Below are 17,472 nucleotides of genomic sequence, written 5' to 3' on the forward strand. Positions count from 1 at the left end.
GTCGACCCCGGGGATTCCCCGTGAGAGCGCGACACCGTCGGACTGCGCGACCTGGGAGAACGCGCCTTGAGCGACCCGCGCTCAACTTTTTCCGGAAATCGGGAACATTCCCGTCCGACCGTCCGTTGGACATGACGTACTACTTGAGCGTGCTCCGCTCAATGGGGTAGAACTGAAGTGTTCGCCCCTTGAGCCGGGGGCGCTGAAGTCTGGATCTGTAGCAGAACTATCAGGAGGCAAATCAATATGGGACGTGCAGTAGGCATCGACCTCGGCACCACCAACTCGTGCGTCGCTGTCCTCGAGGGCGGCGACCCGGTCGTGATCGCGAACGCCGAGGGCTCGCGGACCACCCCCTCGGTGGTCGCCTTCGCGCGCAACGGTGAGGTCCTGGTGGGTCAGCCCGCCAAGAACCAGGCCGTCACGAACGTCGACCGCACCATCCGCTCGGTCAAGCGCCACATCGGTACCGACTGGTCGCAGAAGATCGACGACAAGGACTACACCAGCCAGGAGATCAGCGCCCGCACGCTGATGAAGCTCAAGCGCGACGCCGAGGCGTACCTGGGCGAGGACGTCACCGACGCCGTCGTCACGGTGCCCGCGTACTTCAACGACGCGCAGCGCCAGGCCACCAAGGAGGCCGGCCAGATCGCGGGCCTGAACGTGCTCCGCATCGTCAACGAGCCCACCGCCGCCGCGCTCGCGTACGGCCTGGACAAGGGTGAGAAGGAGCAGACCATCCTGGTCTTCGACCTCGGTGGCGGCACCTTCGACGTCTCGCTGCTGGAGATCGGCGACGGCGTCGTCGAGGTCCGCGCGACCTCGGGCGACAACAACCTCGGTGGTGACGACTGGGATCAGCGCATCGTCGACTGGCTCGTCGAGAAGTTCAAGGCGCAGCACGGCATCGACCTGACCAAGGACAAGATGGCCATGCAGCGTCTGCGCGAGGCCGCTGAGAAGGCGAAGATCGAGCTGAGCTCGGGCCAGAGCACGTCCATCAACCTGCCGTACATCACGGTGGACGCGGACAAGAACCCGCTCTTCCTCGACGAGAACCTCTCGCGCAGCGAGTTCCAGAAGATCACCAACGATCTGCTCGAGCGCACCCGCAAGCCCTTCCAGGCGGTCATCAAGGACGCCGGCATCGCCGTGGGCGACATCGACCACGTCGTGCTCGTCGGTGGTTCCACCCGTATGCCCGCCGTGACCGAGCTGGTCAAGGAGCTCACCGGGGGCCAGGAGCCCAACAAGGGCGTCAACCCGGACGAGGTCGTCGCCGTCGGCGCCGCCCTGCAGGCCGGCGTTCTGCGTGGCGAGGTCAAGGACGTGCTGCTCCTCGACGTCACCCCGCTGTCCCTCGGCATCGAGACCAAGGGCGGCGTGATGACCAAGCTCATCGAGCGCAACACCACGATCCCCACCAAGCGGTCCGAGACCTTCACCACGGCCGACGACAACCAGCCGTCCGTGCAGATCCAGGTCTTCCAGGGCGAGCGTGAGATCGCCGCGCACAACAAGCTGCTCGGCAGCTTCGAGCTCACCGGCATCGCGCCGGCGCCGCGCGGCGTGCCCCAGATCGAGGTCACCTTCGACATCGATGCCAACGGCATCGTGCACGTGACCGCGAAGGACAAGGGCACCGGCAAGGAGAACACCATCAAGATCTCCGACGGCAGCGGCCTGTCGCAGGAGGAGATCGACCGGATGATCAAGGACGCCGAGGCGCACGCCCAGGAGGACAAGGCTCGTCGCGAGGAGGCGGAGACCCGCAACCAGGCGGAGTCGCTGGTCAACCAGACCGAGAAGTTCCTCAAGGAGAACGAGGACAAGGTCCCGGCCGAGAACAAGGAGAAGGTCGAGGCCGCCATCAAGGAGGCGAACGAGGCGCTCCAGGGCACCGACATCGCCGCCGTGAAGGCCGCGGTCGAGAAGCTCTCCACCGAGTCGCAGGAGCTGGGCCAGGCGCTGTACGCGCAGGCCGGTGCCGCTGAGGCGCAGGCCGACGGTGCCGACGCCGGCGCCCAGCAGGACGACGGCGTCGTGGACGCCGAGGTCGTCGATGAGGACCCGAAGGACGCCAAGTAATGACGAGTCCCGAGAATCCGGTGGAACCGGATGAGGTGACCCCGGAGGCGGAGGTCGCGGCGGAGGAATCCGCCGCGGCCCCGGCCGACGCCGAGATCGTGGAGGAGGCCGCGCCCGACAAGGAGGCGGAACTCACCGCCGATCTGCAGCGCGTGACCGCCGAGTACGCCAACTACCGCAAGCGCACCGCGCGCGACGTGGTGGACGCCCGCGCCGCGGGCAAGGCCTTCGTGGTCGGCGAGCTGCTCGTGGTCCTGGACGACCTCGAGCGGGCGCGCAACCACGGCGATCTCGAGGCCGGGCCGCTGAAGTCCGTGTCCGACAAGCTCGACGGCGTGCTCAAGACCCTGGGTCTCGAGTCGTTCGGCGTGGAGGGCGACGAGTTCGACCCCGCCATTCACGAGGCCGTGCAGCACGAGGGCGACGGTGCCGATCCCGTTGTGGGAGCGGTCCTGCGCCAGGGATATCAGATCGATGGCAAGGTGATCCGTAACGCGATGGTCGCAGTGGTCGACCGTCCGGCGGAGGCCCCGAGCCAGGACGAGCAATAAAGGAGGTGATGCCCAGTGGCACAGAGGGAATGGGTTGAGCAGGACTTCTACAAGGAGCTGGGCGTCAGCTCCAGCGCGAGTGCCGACGAGATCAAGAAGGCCTACCGCAAGCTGGCCCGCGAGCTGCACCCGGACGCGAATCCGGGCAACACGCAGGCCGAGGAGCGGTTCAAGCGGGTCTCCGAGGCGCACGCCGTGCTCTCCGATCCGGCCAAGCGCAAGGAGTACGACGAGACGCGGCGCCTGTTCGGCGCCGGTCGCTTCGGCTCCGGCGGCGCGGGCGGCTACGGCGGCGGTGGCGGTTTCGGCTCCGGCGGCTTCGGCAACACCGGCGGCAGCGCGGGCGGGTTCTCGTTCTCGGACATCTTCGACGGTGCCGCCTCCGGCAACGGCGGGGGCGGCTTCGGGGACATCTTCGAGGGCCTGTTCAACCGCGGCGGCGGTGCCGGGCAGGCGCCCGGCCCGCAGCCCACGCGGCCCCGTCGGGGCAGCGACCTGGAATCCGAGCTGACGCTGGGCTTCCGGGACGCGACGCTGGGCGTCACCACGCCGATCACGCTGACCTCGCCGTCGCCGTGCACCACCTGCCACGGGTCCGGCGCCAAGCCGGGCACCAGCCCGCGGGTGTGCCAGTCCTGCAACGGATCCGGACTCGTGAGCCGGAACCAGGGGGCGTTCAGTTTCTCCGAGCCGTGCCCGGACTGCCGCGGCACCGGCTCGGTGATCGACGATCCTTGCACGGACTGCAACGGCACCGGCGTCACCGTGCGCACCCGCACGGTGAACGTGAAGATCCCCGCCGGCGTGAAGGACGGCCAGCGCATCCGACTGGCAGGTCAAGGCCAGGCCGGTATGCGCGGGGCGCCCTCGGGCGACCTGTTCGTCACGGTCCACGTCAGCGCCGACGACGTCTTCACCCGCAACGGCGACGACCTGCTCGTCACCCTGCCCGTGAGCTTCGCGGAACTGGCACTGGGCGCCACCGTCACCGTCCCCACGCTGGAACAGCCGGTGGGCGTGAAGATCCCGGCCGGCACCACCGACGGTCGCACCCTCCGGGTGCGCGGTCGTGGCGTGCCGAAGCGGGCCGGCGGCCACGGCGACCTGCTCGTCAAGGTGCAGGTCGCGGTGCCCCCGTCGCTGAACGAGCGGGCGCAGCAGGCGCTGCGCGACTACGTCGAGGCCGAACGCGCCGGGGGCTTCGACCCGCGGGGCGGATGGGCCGGCGCCGGAAGCACCACGGGGGCGTAGTGATGAACGTCGACCAGCAGTTCCCCGACGATCCGGACGCCCACGTGTTCATGATCTCGGTGGCTGCGCAGCTCGCGGGGATGCACGCGCAGACCCTCCGCACGTACGACCGCCTCGGGCTCGTGACGCCCGAGCGGTCGGCGGGCGGGGGCCGGCGCTACTCCTCCCGCGACGTCGACCTGCTCCGGGAGGTGCAGCGGCTCTCGCAGGACGAGGGCGTGAACCTCGCCGGGATCAAGCGGATCATCGACCTCACCAACCAGGTCGACGCCCTGCAGCGGCGGGTCGAGGAACTCGCGGCGCAGGTCGAGAACGTCCGCCGCGGAGGCGAACTCGTGCACGTGCCGAAATCCAGCGCCATGGTGGTGTGGCAGCCGCGGAGCCGCCGCGGCGGCTAAGGGCGGCCCTGTCCGCTGCCCCGGGAGTCCGGCAACCGCGGAGCCGCCGCCAGAGCTGAGGCGATCGCCGTGCCACGGCCCCGGGAGTCCGACGACCCCGGGGCCGTCGCGCGTCCTGAGCCGGCGCACGTCCTGAGCGGCGCGGGTGCGGTACCGCTCACAGCGGGTCGTGGACCACGTCCTCGGGCGCGGCGCCCCGCGCCACCGCCTTCTCGCTCGCGGCGCGCAGCAGGCCCTTCGGGCCGGCGATGAGCACCCGGTGTCCGGTGAGGTCCAGGCCGTCCATCGCGTCGACCAGCGAGCCGTGCCGCAGCGGCAGGGCGCGGTACGCGGTGGCGGGATGCTTGAGCCACCACGGATCCCGCCGCGCGTCCGTCACCTGCGTCACCTTGAGCCACGGATTCGTGGCCGCCAGCGGTGCCAGCGCCTCCGAGTCGTACAGCAACCCCGGCGATCGCGTCCCCACCAGGAGATGCACGTCGGGGTTGTCGGCGTTCATCGACATCGCCAGCAGGATCGACTTCATCGGCGCGAGGCCGGTGCCCCCGGCGATCATCGTGACGGGGCGGTCACCGTCGGGCCGGAGGAGCCCGTGGACCTGCCCGAACTGCCACACGTCGCCGGGGCGGCTCTCGCCGAAGACGGTGCTGGACAGGTAGCCGCCGGGGACGGCGCGGATGTGGAACTCCAGCTGCCCCTGCGTGTTCGGCGGCATCGCCAGCGACAGGGGGCGCCACACGCGCGGCACCTGCGGGATCTGGGTCTCGACGTACTGGCCGGGCCGGAAGAGCAGCGGCTCGTCGGCGACGAGCCGCACCACCGACAGCCCGGGGTGCGGCCGCAGGACGTCGACCACGCGGGCGGTGCGGCGGGCGGGCGTCGGGTCCGAGTGCGCGCCGCCGCGCATCACGCCGGTGAGCAGTTGGACGCCCTGCTCGAGCACCGCGGCGTCCTCCTCGTCGAGCCCGCCGTGCGGCGTGTAGACGGCGTGGACCTCGGCGATGAGCGCCGCCGACATCGTCGCGTAGTGCGCCTCGGTGAGGCCGTACTTGCGGTGATCGCGGCCGAGCTGGGCGAGGAACTCGATGAGCTCGTCGTGCCCGTCGGTCTTCGGGATCGTGGTGAAGACGTGATCGAGGACGCGCAGGAACGTCGCGCGGTGCCCCGTCATGTTGGCGGGGAAGAGGTCGCGCAGCGACGGGTCCATGGCGAAGAGCCGCGCGAACAGGCCCTTGGTGAACTCATCCGCCACCGGCCGGATATCGGCCGCGATCTGCGCGAGACCGTGCCGTGCATGCGCACCCACTGCCGCTCCGCTCCTGCCTTCCGAACCCTGCGTTGACGGGCCCATCCTACCTGCGGCTTTGCGACAGTCACATCGTCACGCGCACGGCGCGCCCGGTGCGGCGCCGATCCCTTCCGTCGAGTATCTTTCTCCCGGGCGCGCACATCGTGCCGAGGGGATCGACGAGCTCGAAGAGAGGGTTCCACCGCCATGATCGCTGTGCGAGTCAGCCGCCGTGTGCGCCGCATCGGATACGGGATCGCGTTCGGAGCGGGCATCGCGCTCGCGCCGATCGCCGCCGGAGCCGCTTCCGCCGACACCGGGCCGGTCGCCGACGCCCCCTCCTCCTCCGCGGCGCAGCGCGTGAAGCCGGTCGTCGTGCCCAAGCCCGCCGTGCAGCCCGTCGCCGCGAAGTCCGTGACCAAGGCGGTGGCCGCGAACCCCGTGGCCAAGCCCGTCGCCGGGAAGGCGCTGGCGGCGAAGCCCGCCGCGAAGCCCGCTGCTCGGAAGCCCGTCGCTGCCCAGCGGGGCGGCTCCACCGACCGCGGTTCGGTCGTCGTGATCGGCGCCTCCGTCTCGTCGGGCAAGGAGGTGTCGGCCTCGCAGGCGTACCCGAGCCGGGTCGCCGCGCTGTCGGGGCATCCGGTGCGGGTCAGCTCGCGGGTGGGTGCCGGCTACGCCGACGGTTCGATCGCGCGCCTCACCCGCGCCGCGAACCTGCCCGCCCAGAACCCGTCGCTGGTCGTACTGCAGGCCGGCACCAACGACGTCGGTGCGCCGCCGGCGCTGGTCGCGGGCCAGGTGCGCCAGGTCGTGTCGACCGTCCGTCAGCAGGCGCCCGGCGCGAAGATCGCCGTGGTCACGGTGTTCCCGTCGATCCACCGCGGCGCCGCGGCCCGCACCACGGACGCCGCGATCATCGGTGCGGCGCGGTCCGTCGATCCGAGCGTCGTCGTGATCTCCCCGCTCAGCGAGGGGTGGACCTACCGCTCCGCCGAGGACGGCCACCCCGGTTCCGCCGCGCACGAGCGGATCGCCGAGCGCGTCTCCGGCCTGGTCTGACGCGGCTCACGAATTCGACGTCTGCGGCGTCCGAGGTGCGCTGACGCACGTCCGAGGCACGAGAACTCGACATCGTGAGAAGTCCCGCCGGTCCGGCCCGCGGTGTTGTGGTGCGCACGGTATTTGTGTGAAGAAAGTCGCGGAAGTTATGCATGTGACAGCTGTTGTGTCAAGATGTCGGCATGAGCGTGTCGCGTTTCGGTGCAATGGTCGGAATCGGAGCCGTGGTGATCGCGTCGGTGGGCGGAGCGTCCGCCGGCGTCGTCGCCGCTGACCCGGGCACCGTCGTGCGCACCGCGGATTCCCGGCCCATCGTCGTGATCGGTGCGTCGATCTCCACCGGCTACGAGGTCGAGGGCGTCGTCGCGTATCCGCGGATGATCAGCGCCATCGCCGGGCGGTCGGTGTATCTCAGTGCCCGCAGCGGCGCGGGCTACAACGACGGCGCCATCGCCGGGCTGACCCGGGCCGCGAAGATCGCGGAGCGTGACCCGGCCCTGGTCGTGGTGCAGGCCGGCTCCAACGATGTGGGCGCCTCGACGTCCGCGATCGACGGCCAGGTGCGGCAGGTGATCGCGACGGTGCGCTCGCAGGCGCCGAAGGCCAAGGTCGCGCTGATCACGGTCTTCCCGTCGGTGCACGGCAGCGGCCCGAACGCCCGCGCCACCGAGGCCGCCATCGTGGGCGCCGCCCGCGCCGTCGACCCCTCGGTGTCCGTCATCTCCCCGCTCAGCGAGGGCTGGGTCTACGGCACCAGCAGCGACGGCCACCCCGACGCCGCCGCCCACCAGAAGCTCGCGGAGCGCGTCGCCGCCCTGGCCTGATCGTCGCGACGGGCGGCGCAGCGCGCCGTCGAACCTCGTCGCGTCGCCGCCGGCGCAGTGTGGCATGGGTCACGCGGAATCCATGAGTTGAGCGGAACAGACTCAAGGTTCTGCGCGTTGAGGACAACAGAAGGCATACTTGAGCGGAGAAGGCTCAGGGTGCACGACAGTTGTTCGAGACGACCCAGGAGGAAGTACGTGGATTCGTTCCAGCCCACCACCAAGACGCAGGCCGCGCTGACCTCGGCTCTGCAGGCGGCGTCCGCCGCGGGGAACCCGGAGATCTCTCCGGCGCACCTGCTGGTGGCGCTGCTCGACCAGACCGACGGGATCGCCGCGCCGCTGCTCAAGGCGGTGGGCGTGGATCCCGTCACCGTGCGCAATCGCGCGCAGGAGATCGTCGACCGCAAGCCGAAGGCCAGCGGTTCCACCACCACGCCGCAGCTCAGCCGCGAGTCGATCGCGTCGATCAGCGCCGCGCAGAAGCTCGCGACCGAGATGGGCGATCAGTTCGTCTCCACCGAGCACGTCCTGTACGGGCTCGCCGAGGCGGGCGGTGAGGCCGCGCAGGTCCTCACCTCCGCCGGCGCCACGCCGCAGGAGATCCGCGAGGCCTTCACAGCCGTCCGCGGCAGCGCGAAGGTCACCTCGCAGGATCCCGAGGGCCAGTACCAGGCGCTCGAGAAGTACTCGACCGACCTCACCGCGCGGGCCCGCGAGGGCAAGCTCGACCCGGTCATCGGGCGCGACAACGAGATCCGCCGCGTCGTACAGGTGCTGTCCCGCCGCACGAAGAACAACCCGGTGCTCATCGGCGAGCCCGGCGTCGGCAAGACCGCCATCGTCGAGGGTCTGGCCCAGCGCGTGGTCACGGGCGACGTGCCCGAGTCGCTGCGCGGTAAGACGGTGATCTCCCTCGACCTCGGATCGATGGTCGCGGGGGCGAAGTACCGCGGCGAGTTCGAGGAGCGGCTCAAGGCCGTCCTCGACGAGATCAAGGCCAGCTCCGGCCAGATCATCACCTTCATCGACGAGCTGCACACCATCGTGGGCGCCGGCGCCACCGGCGACTCCGCCATGGACGCGGGCAACATGATCAAGCCGATGCTGGCCCGCGGCGAGCTGCGGCTCGTCGGCGCAACCACGCTCGACGAGTACCGCCAGTACATCGAGAAGGACGCCGCGCTCGAGCGCCGGTTCCAGCAGGTGCTGGTCGGGGAGCCGTCGGTGGAGGACACCGTCGGCATCCTGCGTGGCCTCAAGGAGCGGTACGAGGTGCACCACGGCGTGCGCATCACCGACTCCGCGCTGGTCGCCGCAGCGTCCCTCTCCGATCGCTACATCACGTCGCGGTTCCTGCCCGACAAGGCGATCGACCTCGTCGACGAGGCCGCCTCGCGCCTGCGGATGGAGATCGACTCGCGTCCCGAGGAGATCGACGCCGAGGAGCGGCTGGTCCGCCGCCTCGAGATCGAGGAGATGGCGCTGTCGAAGGAGACGGACGCCGCGTCCGTCGACCGGCTGGGGAAGCTGCGCGGCGAGCTCGCCGATCACAAGGAGAAGCTGGCCCAGCTCACCTCCCGCTGGCAGAACGAGAAGGGCGCCATCGATTCGGTGCGCTCCCTCAAGGAGCAGCTCGAGACGCTGAAGGGCGAGTCGGAGCGCGCCGAGCGCGACGGCGACCTCGGCCGCGCCGCGGAGCTGCGCTACGGCCAGATCCCCGCGCTGGAGAAGCAGCTCGACGAGGCGGTCGCCTCCTCGGGTGCCGCCTCCGACGGCGACGTCATGCTCAAGGAGGAGGTCGGCCCCGACGACGTGGCCGACGTGGTCTCCGCCTGGACCGGCGTCCCCGCCGGCCGCATGCTCGAGGGCGAGACGGCGAAGCTGCTGCGCATGGAGTCGGAGATCGGCAAGCGCGTGATCGGCCAGGAGGCCGCGGTCACCGCGGTCTCGGATGCGGTGCGCCGCACCCGCGCCGGCGTCGCGGACCCGAACCGGCCCACCGGCTCGTTCCTGTTCCTCGGCCCCACCGGTGTGGGCAAGACGGAGCTGGCCAAGGGGCTCGCGGAGTTCCTCTTCGACGACGAGCGCGCCATGGTGCGCATCGACATGTCCGAGTACGGCGAGAAGCACTCCGTCGCACGGCTCGTCGGCGCCCCTCCCGGGTACGTCGGCTACGAGGCCGGCGGCCAGCTGACCGAGGCCGTCCGGCGCCGCCCCTACACGGTGGTGCTGTTCGACGAGGTCGAGAAGGCGCACCCGGATGTCTTCGACGTGCTGCTGCAGGTGCTCGACGAGGGCCGGCTCACCGACGGTCAGGGCCGCACCGTCGACTTCCGCAACACGATCCTGATCCTCACGTCGAACCTCGGCGCGGGCGGCACGCCCGAGCAGGTGATGGCCGCGGTGCGTGCGAAGTTCAAGCCGGAGTTCATCAACCGGCTCGACGACGTGCTGATCTTCGACTCACTGAGCTCGGACCAGCTGACCGGCATCGTCGACATCCAGCTGGACCAGCTGCGCAAGCGGCTGTCGCAGCGCCGGCTGGAGCTCGAGGTCTCCGACGAGGCCAAGGGCTGGCTCGCGGAGCGCGGTTTCGACCCGCTCTACGGCGCTCGGCCGCTGCGCCGCCTGGTACAGCAGGCCATCGGCGACCAGCTCGCCAAGGCGCTGCTCGCGGGCGACGTCCGCGACGGCGACACGGTGAAGGTCACCGTCAGCGAGGACGGCGACCGGCTCATCGTCGGCTGATACGACACGAAGGGCGGGCGCGACCGATCTGGTCGCGCCCGCCCTTCGGCGTCTCGCGTCTACGCGGGCGGGCCCGCGAGCGCGCCGGCGTGGAAGTCGGCGACCAGGGCGTCGACGGTGCCGCGGGCGTCGAACCGGTTGGTGCCGATGACCCCCGTCGGGCCGCGCTTGCACCAGCCGGCCACGTACACGCCGGGGAGGGCGGCACCGTCGGGCCCGAGGACGCGCCCGTCGGCGTTGGGAATGGTGCCGGTGGCCTCGTCGTAGGGCACGCCCGGGACCGACGTCCCGCGGAGCCCGATCGACGGCAGGACCAGGCCGCACGCCAGCTCCGACGGAGCGCCGTGGTCGTCGAAGGCGACGGTGAGCCCGCCGTCGGACGCGGCGACGGCGGTGGGCGGCGTGCCGAACCGCAGCACCACCCGCCGGCCGTCCGGGGCGGAGTCCGCCGCCGGAAGCGCCTGCAGCAGGGCGAGTTTCTGGGCGCGGTAGAAGCGGGACTGCTCGTCGGCGGGCTCGTCGCCGGCGTCCTCCAGATCAGCGGGCTCGACCACTACGGGCACCGCGCGGGCCAAGCCCACCAGCTCCGGCGCGGTGAAGGCGGCGTGCCCCGGGCCCCGTCGGGCGAGGATCACGACCTCCCGCACCCGCGAATCCCGGAGCGCGGCCAGGGCCTCCTCGGTCATGTCGGTGCCCTCGAACGTCGCGGGGTCGGCGGTGAGGATCCGCGCGACGTCGAGCGCGACGTTGCCGTTGCCCAGCACCACGACCCGCTCGTGCGTGAGATCGGGGGCGAGCCCGGCGAAGTCGGGGTGGCCGTTGTACCAGGCCACGAAGTCCGCGGCGGCGGTGACGCCGGGCAGGTCGGCGCCGGGCAGGCCCAGGTCGCGGCCGTGCAGCGAGCCCACCGCGTACACCACCGCGTGATGCGTGCGGGACAACTCGTCCGCCGTCACGTCCTCGCCGATCCGCACGCCCAGATGCGTCGTCACGCCCGCCTGCGCGCGCGACTTCGCGAACTGCTCCTGCACCTTCTTGGTGTCGGCGTGGTCGGGGGCCACGCCGAAACGCACCAGCCCGCCCGTCTCGGGGAGCCGCTCGTAGACGTCGATCGTCGCGCGGACGTCGATGCGGTGCTGCAGCTCGCTCACCACGTAGTGCCCCGCGGCCCCGGCACCCACGACGGCGACGCTCAGCGTCTCGGCGTCGGACGCCGGGCGCTTGCGGCCGATCCGCGGGTCGGTGAACGGGTGATCGCGGTCCGCGGAGGAGCCCACAGCCTCGTAGTAGTCCGCGTTCATCGTCTCGAACGGGGCCATCTCCGTGCTGAGCTCGTAGTCGGTGGTGATCGCCGAGACGGGGCAGGCGTCGATGCAGGCGCCGCAGTCGATGCACACGTCCGGGTCGATGTAGAGCATCTCGGCGGTGGCGTAGTCGGGCTCGTCGGGCGTGGGGTGGATGCAGTCGACGGGGCACTCCGGGACGCACGACGCGTCGTTGCAGCAGTTCTGGACGATCACGTGGGGCATGCCTTCGATACTGGGCCGTGGACCGCGCGCGGGCAAGGGATCGCGCCGCGTGTCAGGGTGGAGGCATGACCCTCTCGCCGCACGTCGTCCGGACCGAGCGCCACACCACCGCCTACCTCGCGTCCGGGCCGGTCGACGGTCCGCTGCTGGTCTTCGTGCACGGCTGGCCCGAGCTCGGCTATACCTGGCGGCACCAGCTGCGGGCGCTCGGCGCCCTCGGCTTCCGGTGCGTCGCGCCCGACATGCGCGGCTACGGCCAATCGACGGTGCACTCCGAGAAGGACGCCTACCGGCGCGAGGAGGCGGTCACCGACATGCTGGAGCTGCTCGCCGCGCTCGGCCGCGACTCCGCGGTGTGGATCGGCCACGACTGGGGCGGACCCGTCGTGTGGAACATCGCCACCCACCATCCGCAGGTGGTCGAGGCCGTGGCCTCGCTCAACGTGCCGCACTTCCCGTCGAGCGGGCCCTCGCCGTTCGACCTCATCGACCGCGAGAAGTACCCCGCCGACGAGTACCCGTACGGCCAGTGGGATTACCAGGTGCACTACCTCAAGTCGTTCGACGAGGCGACGGCCCAGTTCGAGAGCGACCTGCCCGGCCTCGTCGCCGCGCTCTTCCGCAGCGGCGACCCGCGGCACCTCGACGGCCCGGCGCCCACCGCCCTGGTCACCCGGAACGGCGGCTGGTTCGGCGGCGGCCCCGTGCCGCAGCTGCCGCTCGACCCGGCGGTGCTCACCCCCGAGGACCACGCGGTCTACGTCGCCGCGTTCGAGCGCAACGGCATGGCCGGCCCGAACTCCTGGTACGTCAACACCCCGGCGGACATGGCCTACGCCGCGACCGAACTCGACGGCGGACGGATCGACAAGCCCGCCCTGTTCCTGCACGGCCGCTACGACGCGACCCTCGACACCGTCGGGACGCGCCTCGCCGACCCGATGCGCGCCGCGTGCACCGACCTCACCGAGGTGATCGTCGACTCCGGGCACTGGATGGGGGAGGAGAAGCCCGCCGAGGTCAGCGCCGCCATCGCGGGCTGGATCGCCCGCAGCGTGCCCGCGTCCTACCCGGTTACGCTGGGGCTATGACCACCGTCGCTGACGTCGCCGACGCCAAGTACGTCCTGCTGACCACCTTCCGCAAGGACGGCACGCCCGTCGCGACCCCGATCTGGGCGGTGCGGGACGGCGCCGACCTCGTGGTGTGGACCGTCGCCGACTCCTGGAAGGTCAAGCGACTGCGGCGCAACCCGTCGGTGCTGGTCCAGGCCTGCGACGCCCGCGGCAAGAAGACCACCGGCCCCGAGGTCGCGGGCACGGGCGAGGTCGTCGACGGCGGTGAGGCCGGGTCGAAGATCGCGAAGAAGTACGGCGTGCTCGGCTGGCTCACCGTCACCGGTTCCAAGCTCCGCCGGGGCGCGGACGGCACCGTCGGGATCCGGGTCCGCGACGCCGCCTAGGCGTCCGCCGATCGCCACTGCTCGACGACGGGCTGGAGGTACTGCGCGAGTTCCGGCAGCTGCGGGACCAGCGCCAGCGTGGTGATCGCGCGCAGGACGCCGACGGCGTTGACGAACTCCAGCACGTCCGGGCGCAGCCCGCGGATGCCGGCGGCGGCCGCGCCGCGATCGTAGGCGGCCTCCAGGTCGGGGCCCAGCGCGGCGAGGTCCCACTCGACGGGGCCCAGCGTGACCAGCTCGAAGTCCGCGTACCGCAGGCCGTCGACCGCGGCGAACATGTTGGCCGGCGGGCAGTCCCCGTGGATCGGCTGCAGGTCCGCGCCGGGGAAGCGGCTTTCGAACTCGGCGCGGGAGCGGACGGCCGGCTCGAGCGCGGCCCACTCGGCGCGGGCGCGGGCGACGTCGGCGGCGGGGAGCAGGTCGGGGCGGCCGTCGAGCAGATCCAGGTGGGCCGCGACGCCGTCCGGGTCGGCCGTCGCGAGGAAGCCCAGCTCGCCCGGGTAGTCGCGCAGCACCGCGTGCAGCCGGGCCGTGCTCTCCGCGTTCGCGGCGTAGTCCGGCTCGGCGGCGCGATCCTCCTCGACGTACTCCCAGAAGGTCATCGACAGCCCGTCGCGCTGCACCGGCGCCGCAGGGACCAGCGGCGACGGGCGCAACACCGGCTCGCCCTGCGCGGCGAGCCAGGCCGTGACGGCCAGCTCGTCGGCCTGCCGTCGCGCGACGCTCTCCGCCGTCTCGGACGCCGGGAGCACCGTCGGGATGCGGACCACGACGGGCGCCGGCTCGAGCCGCACCACCACGGAGAACAGGTCGTGCAGCACCGTCGTGCCCGTGACGGCGAGGCCGAGCTCGCGGGCCGCTCCGGTCGCGGCGTCGACGGCGGCGGCGGTGCGGGCGGTGCGTTCGGTGCCGGTCATGTCGTTCACGCGGGCCATGGTGTCCGATTCGCGGCGCGATGTCGACGGATTTGCGCGAACCGTCAGCGCACGGCGGTGAGGACGCCTACCGCCGCCAGCGCGACCACCGCGACGGCGAGGACGAGGTGGGACAGCGGCGGCCGGGTCCGCAGCGTCACGACGGCGGCAACTGCCACGACGAGGCACACCGGCGCCGCGGCGGGCCGCACGTCGAGGGCGGCGCGCGCGACGATCGCGCAGGTCAGCACCAGCGCGACGGCGGTGCGTACACGCGCCAGGAGGGTCCGCTCCGCCGCCTGGGTCGACGGTGCGCCCGCGGCGCCGCTCACGTCACCAGCAGGGAGACGGCGAGGGCGACCGCGGCCACGACGATGAGGCCCGCCAGCACCAGGGTCGCCGGGGTGCCGCGCAGCTCGCGGCGGGTGCGTAACGCGCCCTCGACGGCCAGCCACCGCCGGAACGCGTATCCCGCCAGCGCGGCGGCCACGAGCAGGAGCACCACCACGATCGGCGTCCGCACGGGCCCGGGCACGACGTGCGGGGCGAACGCCTCCAGGCCGACCGCCGCGGCGACGAGCCCCAGCGAGGTGCGGATCCACGCGAGGAAGGTGCGTTCGTTCGCCAACGTGAAGCGCTCGTCCGGCGCCTCACCGTCGGTGAGGGCGCGCGGCGGCCACAGTCGTCCCACGCCGACAACGTTAGCGGGGTGCATAGACATTGGCCCGTCACATTCACAGGCCCGTCTCAGACACGACGAATAGTTTCGCGCAGGGCGCGCTCGACGAGGCGCACGATGAAGACCGGGAACGCTATGCGAGGAGGTGGCCGCCGTGGGTGGTGACGCTCGCTCCCGCGGCCCCTGGCCCGCCGTCGTGCTGTGCCTGCTGGGCATCGGCGTCGTCGGCGCGGGCATCGCGTACGCGCTGCACATGTCCGCCGACCTGGGCAGCGCTCGACGCGTGCTCCCCGCGGCCCAGTCCGCGGGCGTCTCGGTCAACGACCAGCGGAGCGTCGCCATCACACCCGGCCGGGAGGTCATCGGCGCGATCACCGCCGTCGGCGACGCGGCGATCACGGTGCGTTCGGCGCCCGACGGCGGCACCGTCGTCCTGCGCACCGGCCCCACCACCCAGGTGACCACGACGCACGGCAGCACGCTGTCCGATCTCGAGGTCGGCGACGTGGTCATGATCCAGGTGAGCGCGGACGGGAAGTCGGCGCTCGCGATCTACGCCGGTCAGATCTCGGTCGCCGGAAGTCCGTCTGTCGGGTGAACTCCCCGGTCGACGCGCTACTGTAGGTGGCGATGTCGTACGTAGTGTTCCTGATCCTCGCGGTGGTCTGCGCGGCGCTGGCCGCCGCGCTCATCTGGTATGAGCGCAACCACTCGCCCGCCATGAACTCCGAACGCGCCGACTGGGCCGCCCAGCGCGAGTTCGTCTACAGCGCTGCCGACCCGTCGCTGCACGACGAGTTCCACCGCGGCGGCATGGCGGTCCCCGGTGATCCCGCGATCGTCGACGTGGCCCACGGCGCCTACTTCGGTGCGGCCGCCTACGTCTTCGACCTGCAGGAGACCGCGACGATCGTGGCCGTCAGCCGCGGCGCCTCGTCGGGCGCGCTGCTCGACCTGCGGCCCGAGCACCGGCACGCCCCGGGCGAGCCCGGCATGGAGCCGCTCGGAGCCCTGGGCCCGCGCGTGCTGTACACGAACAACGCCGAGGTCGCGCGCCGCGTCGCCGACCGTCGCATGATCACCTTCGCCGAGCACGTGCCCGACTACATCGAGTCGCTGTGGAACGAGGGCGAGTGGGCGCTGGCGTCCATGGCCCTCACGGAGGACCCCGAGGACCTCGACGAGGCGCTCGAGGCCGTCCGCCGCTTCGGCGACCTGCTGCGCGTCCTCCCGCCGGAGGGCCACGCCCGCGTCGTCACCTCGGGTGGGCCCCGCGACCCGGGCCAGCCCGTCCCCGTCCGCTCGGGCAAGGAATCCGGACGGTGACCGCACCCCTCGACCCGGCCGCCAAGGCCCGGCTCGCCGAGCTGGTGCGCGCGCTGGCCGTCGTGCACGGCAAGGTCACGCTCTCCAGCGGCCGCGAGGCGGACTACTACGTCGACCTGCGCCGCGCGACCCTGCACCACGAGGCCTCCCCGCTGATCGGCGCGCTCCTGCGCGAGCTCACCGCCGACTGGGACTTCACCGCCGTCGGCGGCCTCACCCTGGGCGCCGACCCCGTCGCCACCGCCGTCATGCACGCGCCGGGCCGGCCGATCGACGCCTTCGTCGTCCGCAAGGCCGCCAAGGCGCACGGCATGCAGCGCCAGGTGGAGGGCCCCGACGTGGTCGGCAAGCGCGTCCTCGTCGTCGAGGACACCACCACGACCGGCAACTCGCCGCTCACCGCCGTCCGCGCGCTGCGCGACATCGGCGCCGAGGTCGTCGGCGTCGCGACCGTCGTGGACCGCGCGACCGGCGCGGCCGACGTCATCGCCGCCGAGGGCCTCGAGTACCGCTCGGTGCTCGGCCTCGCCGACCTGGGGCTGTGACCTCCTCGTCCGACGCCGAGGGCGGCCCGGACGAGCAGCTCGGGCCGACCGAGTGGGTGACGGGCCTGCCCGGACCGCACACCGTCGGGCTGGGTCCGTGGGCTACGGAGAATCCGGGCGTCCCGGCTCCGACCGATTCCCGGTACGACCCCGAGCTCCTCGCCGACGGCGACCGCCGCAACGTCGTCGACGCGTACCGGTACTGGACGCGCGAGGCGATCGTCGCCGACCTGGACGCCCGCCGGCACCCCTTCGAGGTGGCCATCGAGAACCTCGGGCACGACGCCAACATCGGGACCGTCGTGCGGACGGCGAACGCGTTCGGCGCGCGCGCCGTGCACATCGTCGGGCGACGGCGCTGGAACCGGCGCGGCGCCATGGTCACCGACCGCTACCAGCACCTGCACCACCACGAGGACACGGACGCGCTCGCCGCGTGGTGCGCCGAGCGCGACCTGCCGATCGTCGCCGTCGACAACCTGCCGGGCTCCGTGCCGCTCGAGCGCGCCTCCCTGCCCCGACGGTGCCTGCTCCTGTTCGGGCAGGAGGGGCCGGGCGTCTCCGGGGGCGCGCGGCACGTCGCGGGTACGACGGTGTCCATCGCCCAGTTCGGCTCGACCCGCTCGATCAACGTCGGCGTGGCGGCCGGGATCGCCATGCACGCCTGGGTCCGCGAGCACGCGGACCTCGACGCCGCCTGGTGACGCAGCCGCGCCGACTCAGCGAGTGTGTTGGTCAGGTCTGACCAGATGGTGTCGGGCGGGGAGGTCGACTCCTGTGGCTCGCTCTGACCTGCGGCGACGT

18 protein-coding genes are annotated in these 17,472 nt (G+C 72.0%); 13 read left to right on the top strand and 5 right to left on the bottom strand.

What is annotated here, in order from left to right:
- The first annotated feature begins 246 nt into the window (after positions 1–246).
- The 4 genes from dnaK to BLW32_RS03590 are packed head-to-tail and all read left to right on the top strand — an operon-like array spanning position 247 to position 4,291.
- On the top strand, positions 247–2,091 hold the full coding sequence (dnaK, locus tag BLW32_RS03575) for a molecular chaperone DnaK (protein WP_068523562.1): 1,845 nt from the start codon (positions 247–249) through the stop codon (positions 2,089–2,091).
- Positions 2,091–2,642: a nucleotide exchange factor GrpE gene (gene grpE, locus BLW32_RS03580; protein ID WP_068740690.1), complete on the top strand. Its 552-nt coding sequence runs from the start codon at positions 2,091–2,093 to the stop codon at positions 2,640–2,642. Before dnaK ends, grpE begins: the two co-directional genes overlap by 1 nt.
- 15 nt (positions 2,643–2,657) lie before the next feature.
- The gene (gene dnaJ / locus BLW32_RS03585; RefSeq protein WP_068740691.1) at positions 2,658–3,893 is read left to right on the top strand and encodes a molecular chaperone DnaJ; all 1,236 of its coding nucleotides are present in this window, start codon (positions 2,658–2,660) and stop codon (positions 3,891–3,893) included.
- Positions 3,894–3,895: 2 nt separating this feature from the next.
- Positions 3,896–4,291 (top strand): heat shock protein transcriptional repressor HspR, encoded by a 396-nt coding sequence (locus tag BLW32_RS03590; protein ID WP_068523565.1) that lies wholly within the window; start codon positions 3,896–3,898, stop codon positions 4,289–4,291.
- Positions 4,292–4,448: 157 nt separating this feature from the next.
- Here BLW32_RS03590 and BLW32_RS03595 read toward each other — a convergent pair whose 3' ends face one another.
- Positions 4,449–5,597 carry an FAD-binding oxidoreductase gene (locus BLW32_RS03595; RefSeq protein ID WP_068523566.1) on the bottom strand — a complete coding sequence of 383 codons (1,149 nt, stop codon included), beginning with the start codon at positions 5,595–5,597 and terminating at the stop codon, positions 4,449–4,451.
- Positions 5,598–5,786: 189 nt separating this feature from the next.
- Between BLW32_RS03595 and BLW32_RS28290 the strand changes: the two genes are divergently transcribed.
- The 3 genes from BLW32_RS28290 to clpB all read left to right on the top strand — a co-directional run bounded on the left by BLW32_RS28290 (position 5,787) and on the right by clpB (position 10,213).
- The gene (locus BLW32_RS28290; RefSeq protein WP_068740692.1) at positions 5,787–6,638 is read left to right on the top strand and encodes an SGNH/GDSL hydrolase family protein; all 852 of its coding nucleotides are present in this window, start codon (positions 5,787–5,789) and stop codon (positions 6,636–6,638) included.
- A gap of 182 nt (positions 6,639–6,820) precedes the next feature.
- Positions 6,821–7,462: an SGNH/GDSL hydrolase family protein gene (locus BLW32_RS03605; RefSeq protein ID WP_082791270.1), complete on the top strand. Its 642-nt coding sequence runs from the start codon at positions 6,821–6,823 to the stop codon at positions 7,460–7,462.
- Between the two features lie 198 nt (positions 7,463–7,660).
- Positions 7,661–10,213 carry an ATP-dependent chaperone ClpB gene (clpB, locus tag BLW32_RS03610; protein WP_068740694.1) on the top strand — a complete coding sequence of 851 codons (2,553 nt, stop codon included), beginning with the start codon at positions 7,661–7,663 and terminating at the stop codon, positions 10,211–10,213.
- Positions 10,214–10,272: 59 nt separating this feature from the next.
- Here clpB and BLW32_RS03615 read toward each other — a convergent pair whose 3' ends face one another.
- Positions 10,273–11,742: an FAD-dependent oxidoreductase gene (locus BLW32_RS03615; protein WP_068740695.1), complete on the bottom strand. Its 1,470-nt coding sequence runs from the start codon at positions 11,740–11,742 to the stop codon at positions 10,273–10,275.
- 65 nt (positions 11,743–11,807) lie between these two features.
- Between BLW32_RS03615 and BLW32_RS03620 the strand changes: the two genes are divergently transcribed.
- Complete coding sequence (locus tag BLW32_RS03620; protein WP_068740696.1) at positions 11,808–12,833, top strand: alpha/beta hydrolase; 1,026 nt, start codon at positions 11,808–11,810, stop codon at positions 12,831–12,833.
- A complete protein-coding gene (locus BLW32_RS03625) occupies positions 12,830–13,204 on the top strand; it encodes a PPOX class F420-dependent oxidoreductase (RefSeq protein ID WP_068523572.1) in 375 nt (124 codons plus the stop codon). The genes BLW32_RS03620 and BLW32_RS03625 overlap by 4 nt, the downstream gene beginning before the upstream one ends.
- Here the strand turns inward: BLW32_RS03625 and BLW32_RS03630 are convergent.
- The 3 genes from BLW32_RS03630 to BLW32_RS03640 form a co-directional block, all read right to left on the bottom strand.
- Positions 13,201–14,121 (bottom strand): phosphotransferase, encoded by a 921-nt coding sequence (locus BLW32_RS03630; RefSeq protein WP_068741203.1) that lies wholly within the window; start codon positions 14,119–14,121, stop codon positions 13,201–13,203. The genes BLW32_RS03625 and BLW32_RS03630 overlap by 4 nt on opposite strands.
- A 62-nt stretch (positions 14,122–14,183) precedes the next feature.
- The gene (locus tag BLW32_RS03635; RefSeq protein ID WP_068740697.1) at positions 14,184–14,450 is read right to left on the bottom strand and encodes a DUF202 domain-containing protein; all 267 of its coding nucleotides are present in this window, start codon (positions 14,448–14,450) and stop codon (positions 14,184–14,186) included.
- Positions 14,447–14,833: a YidH family protein gene (locus tag BLW32_RS03640; RefSeq protein WP_068523574.1), complete on the bottom strand. Its 387-nt coding sequence runs from the start codon at positions 14,831–14,833 to the stop codon at positions 14,447–14,449. Before BLW32_RS03640 ends, BLW32_RS03635 begins: the two co-directional genes overlap by 4 nt.
- A gap of 118 nt (positions 14,834–14,951) precedes the next feature.
- On the opposite strand from BLW32_RS03640, the gene BLW32_RS03645 reads away from it, so the two are divergent.
- Genes BLW32_RS03645 through BLW32_RS03660 form a run of 4 tightly spaced genes read left to right on the top strand, consistent with a single transcriptional unit; the run spans position 14,952 to position 17,372 of the window.
- Positions 14,952–15,395, top strand: coding sequence for a hypothetical protein (locus BLW32_RS03645; RefSeq protein WP_139286053.1), 444 nt, complete (start codon positions 14,952–14,954; stop codon positions 15,393–15,395).
- 32 nt (positions 15,396–15,427) lie between these two features.
- On the top strand, positions 15,428–16,123 hold the full coding sequence (locus tag BLW32_RS03650) for a TtfA family protein (RefSeq protein WP_139286055.1): 696 nt from the start codon (positions 15,428–15,430) through the stop codon (positions 16,121–16,123).
- A complete protein-coding gene (gene pyrE, locus BLW32_RS03655) occupies positions 16,120–16,668 on the top strand; it encodes an orotate phosphoribosyltransferase (protein ID WP_068523577.1) in 549 nt (182 codons plus the stop codon). The genes BLW32_RS03650 and pyrE overlap by 4 nt, the downstream gene beginning before the upstream one ends.
- Positions 16,665–17,372, top strand: a complete 708-nt coding sequence (locus BLW32_RS03660) for a TrmH family RNA methyltransferase (protein ID WP_068740699.1) — start codon at positions 16,665–16,667, stop codon at positions 17,370–17,372. Before pyrE ends, BLW32_RS03660 begins: the two co-directional genes overlap by 4 nt.
- Positions 17,373–17,472 lie beyond the last annotated feature (100 nt).

This window comes from Tsukamurella tyrosinosolvens, from assembly GCF_900104775.1.
GTDB classification, from domain to species: Bacteria; Actinomycetota; Actinomycetes; order Mycobacteriales; family Mycobacteriaceae; genus Tsukamurella; species Tsukamurella tyrosinosolvens.